This is a genomic window from Streptomyces sp. NPDC101234, from assembly GCF_044767525.1.
Taxonomy (GTDB): Bacteria; Actinomycetota; Actinomycetes; order Streptomycetales; family Streptomycetaceae; genus Streptomyces; species Streptomyces sasae.
This window is the reverse complement of record NZ_JBIWOA010000087.1, coordinates 1-8,655: the sequence shown is the minus strand read 5'-3', so window position 1 is coordinate 8,655 and position 8,655 is coordinate 1. Positions and strand designations below refer to the sequence as shown.

8 protein-coding genes are annotated in these 8,655 nt (G+C 71.3%); 3 read left to right on the top strand and 5 right to left on the bottom strand.

What is annotated here, in order from left to right; translation table 11 throughout:
• The first annotated feature begins 162 nt into the window (after positions 1-162).
• Positions 163-1,353 (top strand): XdhC family protein, encoded by a 1,191-nt coding sequence (locus ACIRR9_RS55335; protein WP_403769507.1) that lies wholly within the window; start codon positions 163-165, stop codon positions 1,351-1,353.
• A 45-nt stretch (positions 1,354-1,398) separates the two neighbouring features.
• Here the strand turns inward: ACIRR9_RS55335 and ACIRR9_RS55330 are convergent, their stop codons facing one another.
• Together ACIRR9_RS55330 and ACIRR9_RS55325 are read right to left on the bottom strand one after the other, a co-directional pair.
• On the bottom strand, positions 1,399-2,322 hold the full coding sequence (locus ACIRR9_RS55330) for an alpha/beta hydrolase (protein ID WP_403769504.1): 924 nt from the start codon (positions 2,320-2,322) through the stop codon (positions 1,399-1,401).
• A 257-nt stretch (positions 2,323-2,579) separates the two neighbouring features.
• Positions 2,580-3,530, bottom strand: a complete 951-nt coding sequence (locus ACIRR9_RS55325; protein ID WP_403769500.1) for a helix-turn-helix transcriptional regulator — start codon at positions 3,528-3,530, stop codon at positions 2,580-2,582.
• Positions 3,531-3,724: 194 nt separating this feature from the next.
• Here ACIRR9_RS55325 and ACIRR9_RS55320 point away from each other — a divergent pair, with 194 nt between their 5' ends.
• Both ACIRR9_RS55320 and ACIRR9_RS55315 read left to right on the top strand, forming a co-directional pair.
• Positions 3,725-4,657 carry an FAD:protein FMN transferase gene (locus ACIRR9_RS55320; protein WP_403769497.1) on the top strand — a complete coding sequence of 311 codons (933 nt, stop codon included), beginning with the start codon at positions 3,725-3,727 and terminating at the stop codon, positions 4,655-4,657.
• 53 nt (positions 4,658-4,710) lie between these two features.
• Entirely contained in the window at positions 4,711-5,001 is a 291-nt protein-coding gene (locus ACIRR9_RS55315) for a hypothetical protein (RefSeq protein WP_403769494.1), read from the top strand.
• Between the two features lie 13 nt (positions 5,002-5,014).
• On the opposite strand, the gene ACIRR9_RS55310 is transcribed toward ACIRR9_RS55315, so the two are convergent.
• The 3 genes from ACIRR9_RS55310 to ACIRR9_RS55300 form a co-directional block, all read right to left on the bottom strand.
• Positions 5,015-6,844, bottom strand: coding sequence for an AMP-binding protein (locus ACIRR9_RS55310; RefSeq protein ID WP_403769491.1), 1,830 nt, complete (start codon positions 6,842-6,844; stop codon positions 5,015-5,017).
• A gap of 159 nt (positions 6,845-7,003) precedes the next feature.
• Positions 7,004-8,278: a helix-turn-helix domain-containing protein gene (locus ACIRR9_RS55305; RefSeq protein ID WP_403769488.1), complete on the bottom strand. Its 1,275-nt coding sequence runs from the start codon at positions 8,276-8,278 to the stop codon at positions 7,004-7,006.
• A gap of 162 nt (positions 8,279-8,440) precedes the next feature.
• Positions 8,441-8,593 carry a hypothetical protein gene (locus ACIRR9_RS55300; protein WP_403769485.1) on the bottom strand — a complete coding sequence of 51 codons (153 nt, stop codon included), beginning with the start codon at positions 8,591-8,593 and terminating at the stop codon, positions 8,441-8,443.
• Positions 8,594-8,655 lie beyond the last annotated feature (62 nt).

The following is an 8,655-nucleotide window of genomic DNA, read 5'->3' as shown; positions in this document are numbered from 1 at the left end:
GGGGCGCGGCCTTATACTGTGTTTTTGTGGGGGGGGGTGGGGGGGGGCCCCCCCCGGGGGGGGGGGGGGGCGGCCCCCCCCCCCCCCCACCACCATGAACGGCTGTGTATGGCCGTGTACGGCAGGCTCGCCCGCTTCCTCACCTCTCACGGAGACCCGTTCATGCTGAACATCGCGGACACGTTGTACGACTGGTGCCGCGCGGGCCGCCCCTTCGCCCTGGCCACCGTGATCCAGGTCAGCGGCAGCGCGCCCATGCCCCCAGGCACCGCGTTGGCCGTGGACGCCGCGGGCACGGTGGTCGGCAGCATCTCCGGAGGGTGCGTCGAGGGTGCCGTCTATGACCTGTGCACGCAGGTACTCGCCGAGGGCGCCGGCCCCGTACGGTCCCGGTTCGGCTACTCCGACGACGACGCCTTCGCGGTCGGCCTGACCTGCGGCGGCGAGATCGACGTCCTCGTGCAACGCGTGGATCCCGGCAGACGCCCGCACCTCACCGCCGCCCTCGAAGCCGTGGCACAGCGACGGCCGGTCGCCGTGGCGCAGATTGTGGACGGCCCGGAGGCATTACTCGGCCGCACCCTGCACGTCGCCAGCCGGACGTACGACGGCACCCTGGGCGGCGAGGACGCCGACCGTGCCGTGACCGCGCAGGCCCGCGCACTGCTGCGGGCGGGCCGCACGGCTCGTATCGAGGTCGGGGGCGAGGGCTCCACCTGCCCGGAGCGGCTGTCCGTCCTCGTCCACACCCATGCGTCCCGCCCCCGCATGCTGATCTTCGGTGCCGTCGACTTCGCCGCCGCGCTCAGCCGGGCCGGGAGCTTCCTCGGCTACCGCGTCACCGTCTGCGACGCCCGCCCCGTCTTCGCCACCAGTACTCGCTTCCCGTACGCCGACGAGGTGATCGTCGACTGGCCCGACCGGTATCTGGCAGGCATCGAGGTCGACGCCCGAACCGCTGTCTGCGTCCTCACGCACGACGCCAAGTTCGACATCCCTCTGCTGCGGCTCGCCCTCGACCTCCCGGTCGGCTACATCGGCGCAATGGGCTCGCGCCGTACCCACGAGCACCGCCTGGGCGCACTGCGCGACGCCGGCGTACCGGAGGACCGGCTCGCCCGCCTGCGCTCCCCGATCGGCCTCGACCTCGGAGCCCACACCACAGAGGAGACGGCCATCTCCATCGCCGCGGAAATCATCGCCCACACCAACCACGGCACCGGCCTGCCCCTCTCCCACGGCACCGGCCCCATCCATCAACCGACTCTCATCGACGACGAGCCAGGCCAACTGGTCGGCGTGCGCGAGGGTATCGCCCGCCGGCACCGGACCGACCGCCCGGACAACGACTGAAGGAGTGGGGCTGATGCCCCACTCCTTCTCGCGTTCGTCAGACGGTCACAGGTGCTTCGCGAAGAACGCGGTGAGCTTCTCGGCGACCTGCGGGACGTACTCGGGGTTCCAGTACAGGTCGATGTGGCTGGCGTCGTCCAGGACGAAGAGCTCCTTCGGCTCCTGCGCCCTCCCGATCGCGTCCTCGCTCATGTACAGCGTGTCGGCCTCGGAGCCGGCGATCAGCAGCAGCGGGCGCGGGGAGATCAGCTCGATGCCCTCGAACGGGAAGAACGCCATCTGCTGACTCAGGCTGGAGAGGGCGAACGTCCCCATGAACCGGGGGTTGGGGTCGATCTCGGAGTAGTACTTGTACCCCTCCTGGTACATCATCGGGATCGTCGACAGGTCGTTCATGTCGAACCGGGGGTTGTCGGCGATCAGGGAGAACATCTCGACCTCCCCGCCGGCCTCCTCGCGCGTGCGGGCCTGGCCCGACCGCTTGAGCAGGTCGGTACGGTACTCCGCCGACTGCTTGCCGAGCGGGCCGACGCCGTCGCGGCGCGCGGAGCCGATGTTGAAGGTGCTCACGCCGGCGACGGCCTTGATGCGCAGTTCGGTCTGCGACACGTTGACCGTGTAGCCGCCGCCCGCGCAGATGCCCAGCGCGCCGATGCGCTCCGGGTCCACTTCGGAGCGGTTGCTGAGGAAGTCCACCGCGCGGCGGATGTCCTCGGTACGCGCCGAGGGGAACTCCGAGAAGTGCGGCTCCCCGCCGCTCTCGCCCTGGTAGGAGGCGTCGAAGACCAGGGTGACGAAGCCCTGTTCGGCCAGCAGCTTCGCGTAGGTCGTGGAGACCTGCTCCTTGACGGCGCCGAACGGGTGGGTCACCACGATCGCGGGGTACTTCGTGCCCTGCTCGAAGCCGGCGGGCCTGAACAGGTTGCCGACCACCGTGTTGCCCTTGTTCTGGAAAGTCACTCGTTCCATGTGCAGGTCCTCTTCGTTCCAGGTTCTCTGTCGTGCGTGGCTCGGCCGGCGGAGTGCGGGGTTCCCGGACGTGCGCGCCCACGGTCCGGTCCCCGTCACTCATCCGTCTCTGCCGGGGAAGCCGACGGACGGATACCTACCGGCGTCGCCGGTAGGCCATCAGCCTCGTCGTCCCGGTCTCCGAGTGGCAGGCCCTGCCGTGACGTGGAGTCCCGAGCCGTGGTGTGACAGGGCACCCCAAGTGTCTGCGTCGCAGGTCAGAGGGCTGATCCGGCTTCGTCCGAGGAGGATGCCGACGGTCCGCCGCCAGGGGCCGTGCCCTTCGGGACGCGCTCTTGCCCGAGCAGATCCAGGAGGACGACCGCGTCGTGGTCGGGGGTGCCCGGCTCGGCGAAGAACATGAGGACGCGGTGGCCGGGCGTGCCCTCCAGCTGCATGGACTGGTGACCGAGGGTGAGGTCGCCGACCTCCGGGTGATGGAAGGTCTTCAGCCCGCGGGAGTGCCCCTTCACGTCGTAGCGCTCCCACAGGCGGGCGAACTCCGGGCTCTTGAGGAGGAGTTCACCGACGATCCGGGCCAGGTCGGGCGCGTCGGGATCGGTACCGGCCAGCGCGCGCAGCTGGGCTATGCAGCCGCGGATCTGGTTGTCCCAGTCGTCGAAGATGTCGCGAGCGGCAGGGTGGAGGAAGAGATAGCGGGTGTAGTTGCGCTGCTTCGCCGGCCAGTCCTCCATCCCGACGAGCAGCTGCGGTGCGGCCGGGTTCCAGGCCAGCACGTCATTGGTGCGGCCGACCACCGCCGCGGGGTTGGGCCGCATGCTCTCCAGCAGCATGAGCGCCCCGGGCGGCACCGCCCGGCTGACGGGGACCGGCGGCCCCTCCGAGGCGGCTCCGGACGCGGTTCGGGCGGCGTGTACGACCAGGCTGTGCAGGTGCTCGCGCTCGTCCTCCTCCAGCAGGAGAACGCGGGCCAGGGCGTCGACGACGGCAGGACTGGGGCGCATCTCCTTGCCGCGCTCCAGACGGGCGTAGTAGTCGATGCTCATCCCGGCCAGCGTGGCCAGCTCCTCCCGACGCAGGCCAGGCGTGCGGCGCAGGCCGGCACCGGGTGGCAGGCCCGCCTGCGCGGGGGTCACCTGGGCGCGGCGTGCCCGCAGGAAGCGCCCCAGCTCGGTACCCCCGCCGCCGCTCTGCTGCTCGTTCGTCATACCGTTCAGTCTCATCCTGCCCTGACCTGCATGGCGGGTCCGTGGGGCGCCGTGTCACAGCACGGAACACCGCTGCCCGGTACAGCGCGGCCTGCCACACGGCGGACGTGGCACCCAGGCTGGCAAGTGCAACGAAGGGGGCGCGGATTCCCCTCCCACCGCATGCCCAGCACCCACGACGGAGGTGAAAACCCATGATCCACACCGGCCACGGTACGAGCCCGACCGCGCTCGGCCGCGACAGCCGACCGACGTTCGCCTTCGACGCCATCGGAACGCGCTGGAGCATTGAAACGGACACCCCCCTCGGCACCGACCTGCGGCGCAGCCTGCGCCGGCGCATCGAGGACTTCGACGCCGTGTACTCCCGGTTCCGGCCCGACTCGCTCGTCTCACGCATCGCCGCCGCCTCCACCGGTGGCCGTTTCACCTTCCCCGAGGACAGCCGCTCCCTGTTCGACCTCTACGACCGTCTCTCCGACCTCACCGACGGCGCCGTCGACCCCCTCGTCGGCCGCGACCTCGAACTCCTCGGTTACGACAGCGCCTGCACCCTCACCCCCGCACCGGCCCCCGTCCGTGCCCGCCACGCCCGCACCCGCCCGTCGTGGCATGCCGACGTCGTCCGGGACGGCACCACGCTCACCACCGACCGCCCCCTGGTGCTCGACATCGGTGCCGCGGGCAAGGGCCACCTCGTCGATATCGTGGCTGGGCTGCTGCGGGACGCCGGCACCAGCCGGTTCGTCATCGACGCCGGCGGCGACCTGCGCCACAGCGGCTCGGACCTGCTCCGTGTGGGGCTGGAACACCCCTTCGCCCCAGACCGTGTGATCGGCGTCGCCCAGCTGCACCGGCAGTCCCTGTGCGCCTCCGCCACCAACCGGCGCGCCTGGGGACCCGGCCTGCACCACGTCCTCGACGGCCGCACCGGCCTGCCGACCGGTGACGTCCTCGCCACCTGGGCCATCTCCGACGACGCGGCCGTGGCCGACGCCCTGGCGACCGCCCTGTTCTTCACCGAGCCCCACCGCCTCGCCGCCGCCGACCGCTTCACCTACGTCCGGGTGAGATCGGACGGCCGCGTCGACGCTTCCCCCGACTTCGTCGGCGAACTCTTCACCTGACCGGCAGACCATTCCAAGCAACGCACCATCAGCACGTCCGAACAGGAACCCCCATGTATCAAAACGGCGAATACAGTGCCACCGGCTGGTACGGCAGCCTCCCCTCCCACATCACCGTCTTCCTCACCCTGACCGAGGGCGTCGTCTCCGACGTCAGCGTCACACCCCACGCCAAGGGCTTCGTCTCACGCTGGTACCAAAAGCGCTTCGCGAAAGCCGTCCCCGGCGTCGTCGCCGGCAAGCACATCGACGACATCCGCCTCGACCGCCTCGCCGGATCGAGCGTCACCACCGACGGTTTCAACGACGCCCTGGAGCGCATCAAGGCGGACGCCGCGCGGTGATGCGCTCAAGGTGTCACCCTCCGTCGGCCTGCCCGCGAACGGGCTCCGTCATCTCCGCCGCGTACAACTCGTCGATGAAGGCCGCGTACTTGGCGCTCACGTTCCGGCGGCGGATCTTGACGGTGGGGGTCAGTTCGTCACCGCCAGCCTCCCAGAAGTACGGCAGCACGATGTGCCGTTTGATCTGCTCGACGCGTGAGAGCCGCTTGTTGCCGGCGGCGACGGCGTCGGCGACGCGGGCCAGGATCCGCGGATCGGCGGCCAGAACATCCGGGGCGGCATCGGCGAGTCCGAGCCCGGGAGCGATGCTGCAGGCCGTGTCGGGGTCGAGGGTGATCAGGGCGGTGGTGTACGGGCGGCCGTCGGCCAGGGCCACCATCGGGCCGATCAGCGGATCGGCGGAGCGGACGGCGAGCTCGATGGCGACCGGGGACATGTTCTTGCCGGCCGCGTTGATCAGCAGTTCCTTCTTCCGGTCGACGATCCGTACGTAGCCGTCCTCGTCGATCTCGGCGATGTCACCGGTGCTCAGCCAGCCGTCCGGCGAGAGCGCCTCGCGGGTCTGACCGGGCAGTCCCCGGTAGCCGCGCATCACCATCGGTCCGCGCACCTGCAGTTCCCCGTCAGGAGCGAGCCGCGCCTCCAGGCCCGGCACCGCCCGGCCCACCGCCCCCAGGCGCTGCTCGCCCGGCGGAGTGAGGAAGCCCATGCCGGCCACCTCGGACATCCCCCAGCCCTCGCAGATCTCCACGCCGAGGGCCAGGAAGAACTCCAGGACCTGCGGGGCGACCGGCGCCGCGCCGCACCCCGCCCAGCGGACCCGGTCCAGTCCGAGCAGCCTCCGGATCGGGGCGAGCACGGCCGCGTCGGCCTCGGCATACGCCGCAAGATCGGAGGCAGCGGCTCTCTCGCCGCGCTGCCGCATGGCGACGATCCGATACCCCAGCCGGAGGGCCTGCCCGGCCTGCTCGCGGCGCGCCTGGTCGGCCTCGGCCGCGAGCATCGCCTCCACCGCGGCCTTGAGTTTCTCGTAGACCCGGGGGACGGCCCCGAACACCGTCGGCCGCGTCTCCCGCAACGCGCCGGCCACGGCCCGCATGTCGGTCAGGAACGTGACCTCGACGCCGCGCGAGAGCGGAATGTACAGGCTGAACAGGCGGTCGGCGATGTGGGCGGTGGGCAGGAAGGAGATGATGCTGTCCGTGGCGTCCATGGGCCACATCGTGGGCACCGCGTCCACCTGCGCGAGGAGCTGGCGGTGGGTCAGCTCCACGCCCTTGGAGGGGCCGGTGGTACCTGAGGTGTAGATCAGGGTGGCCAGGTCGTCGGGGCCGACCGCGCGCCAGACCGCCTCGAAGTCGAAACCGGTGTTCGCGTCCCCCGCCACCAGCAGGGCGGACCAGGTACGGGCGCCGGGCGCACCGGAGTCCAGGACCACGAGGTCGGCGAGGTCGGCACCCGCCGTCGTGAGCGCGGCCACGAAGCCGGGCTCGCACACCACGAGCCGGGGCCGTGCGCCGTCCAGGATGTGGGTGATCTGATCGGGCGCCAGCGTCGCGTAGACGGAGAACGCCGCGGCTCCCAGGTGCAGGGCGGCCACATCGCACAGGGTCGCCTCGGTCCGGTTGGCCGTCATCAGAGCCACGGTGTCGCCCCGCCGTACGCCGTACGCGGCGAGGCCCGCGGCCAGTCGCCGTACGGTGTCGCCGTACTCGCCCCAGGAGAAGGTCGTGCCTCCGCCGCTGGTGCGCAGTGCCGGAGCGGTCTCGTCGGCCTGGGTGAGGGTGTGCTGGAACGCGGCACACAATGTGGCCGGCTGCGGCGTCGGACGGTCTGTGGGCATGGCGGCTCCCTGGCGGAGGGGGAAAGGGTCCCGCGGTTCCGGCAGACGAAAGGGCTCCCGGACGGGAATGGCTCGGAGAGGGTGGCGCGGCGGTCCCGTGCCGCGCACTCACAGACTGCCGTCGTCCGACCGCGCCCGGCCATCGGTGGATCCCCGAATCTAGGCCGTGGGATTCCGTGATTTCGGCGAGCCGGTGTCGCCGTCCTCCGGCTGACGGTGGTCAACCTCAGCGTCTGCGCCGACCAGTTCCACCGCGGTACGTGAAGCCACCAGACCCGCGACGGTGCGCACCTCCACGCCGGTCAGCTCCTGCCACCGTTCCAGCCGGTAGGACAGCGTGTTGGGATGGACGCTCAGCGCCCGGGCGGCGGAACTCACCGTGAACCCGTGATCGGCGAACGCCCGGACCGCCTCGGCCAGGTGGGGATGACGGCGAGCCACCGCGACAACCGGCCCGATCAGCGGCTCCAGCCGCTCACCCGACTCGTCGGCCAGCGCCAGCGGCCACAACTCCGCGAACGTCCACCGCCCGGCCCGCCCCCGCGCCACGACGGCCGCCGCCCGAGCGTCCTGCAGGCTCTCCCGTGCCGCGTAGCGACCGGTCCGGGCCAGCCCCGCGGCCGCACAGGCCAGCCCCTGCTCACCGAGCACGCCTGCAACCGGATCAAGTTTCCCGCCCTGGACGAGGACCAGCACGGCCCCCGGCTCCTGCCCGACCGCGTACGTTCCGGGCAGGAGATCGAGGCGCGCCTGCAACCGCGCCACCTTGCCTTCCTGCAACTTCGGTGGTTCTGGTTCCCCCAGCCCTTGCACCGTCGGAGCCACCCAGGCCCGGAACTCGCCGCCAGGATCGAACCCGGCCTGCTCCGCCGCGCTCCGCAGCTCCCGTGCGTCCCCGCCTCCCGTTCCCTCACCGGTCCCGCTCGCCAGGTTCAGCAGCCGCAGCCGCCCGCCGGCCGTCAGGGCGTCACGGCCCACCCGCGCGTCGTGATGGCCGGTGGACAGCGCGGTGGTGATCTCCAGCATCCACGCCATCGAGGTCTCCGCCCCCACCAGCAGCGCCTCGGCTGCCGCCGGTCCCTGCGCCAGAGCGACCAGCTCACGCCACAGTGCGCGGTAGCCGACGTAGAAGCCGGTGATCACGTCTTCGACGGCCGTCCCCTGGCGGGCACGCCGTGCCCCGTGTTCCCGGGCCGCCGCCAGCTCGGCCGCCACCGCACCCCGCCCGACGGCGATCGCCTCCAGCTCGGCCCCCGCGAACTCCCGCACCGTCACCTGCAGATCAGTGTGCGTCGGCAGCCCCGCCGCATAGTGGGGAGTCTCGGCCACGATGGCGTCCGCGATCTCCGCAGCCAGTGGTACCAGCCGCTTCTGCACCGCGGCACACATCTCCGCCAGGAGGCCGCCCGCCTGCCCGGGCCTGTCGACCTGCATGAACCGACCTCCGGTACCCGAGGCGATCGGCGCCTCCGCCTGTCCGAAGCACACACGGTAACCGCCTCCGTCAGATCCGGAGCGGTTCACGAGCGTGGGTGTCTCCCCGGCGGTCCCCGCCGCGACGGAGCCCCTTGGGCCCGGACGTTTTCGTCCTCCGCTTCAGCTCGGCAGGCCCAGTCCGAAGGACTCCCGGGTGGTGACGGCGGTCGGGTAGCCGGCGTCAGCCTGGCGGATGACGCCGAGTCCGGTGTCGGCGTCCCTGGTGGCAGGCGGTACGGGGCTTCCACCTTGATCGTGGACACCGGTTGTCATACAGCGATGGCCAGCGTAGTTGATCTCTGTTCGAAGACGACCGGCGCGAGGTAGCCGATTGT

Coding starts and splice junctions, on each gene's coding strand:
- ACIRR9_RS55335 (WP_403769507.1), top strand. CDS start 163: ATGCTGAACATCGCGGACACGTTGTACGACTGGTGCCGCGCGGGCCGC.
- ACIRR9_RS55330 (WP_403769504.1), bottom strand. CDS start 2,322: ATGGAACGAGTGACTTTCCAGAACAAGGGCAACACGGTGGTCGGCAAC.
- ACIRR9_RS55325 (WP_403769500.1), bottom strand. CDS start 3,530: ATGACGAACGAGCAGCAGAGCGGCGGCGGGGGTACCGAGCTGGGGCGC.
- ACIRR9_RS55320 (WP_403769497.1), top strand. CDS start 3,725: ATGATCCACACCGGCCACGGTACGAGCCCGACCGCGCTCGGCCGCGAC.
- ACIRR9_RS55315 (WP_403769494.1), top strand. CDS start 4,711: ATGTATCAAAACGGCGAATACAGTGCCACCGGCTGGTACGGCAGCCTC.
- ACIRR9_RS55310 (WP_403769491.1), bottom strand. CDS start 6,844: ATGCCCACAGACCGTCCGACGCCGCAGCCGGCCACATTGTGTGCCGCG.
- ACIRR9_RS55305 (WP_403769488.1), bottom strand. CDS start 8,278: ATGCAGGTCGACAGGCCCGGGCAGGCGGGCGGCCTCCTGGCGGAGATG.
- ACIRR9_RS55300 (WP_403769485.1), bottom strand. CDS start 8,593: ATGACAACCGGTGTCCACGATCAAGGTGGAAGCCCCGTACCGCCTGCC.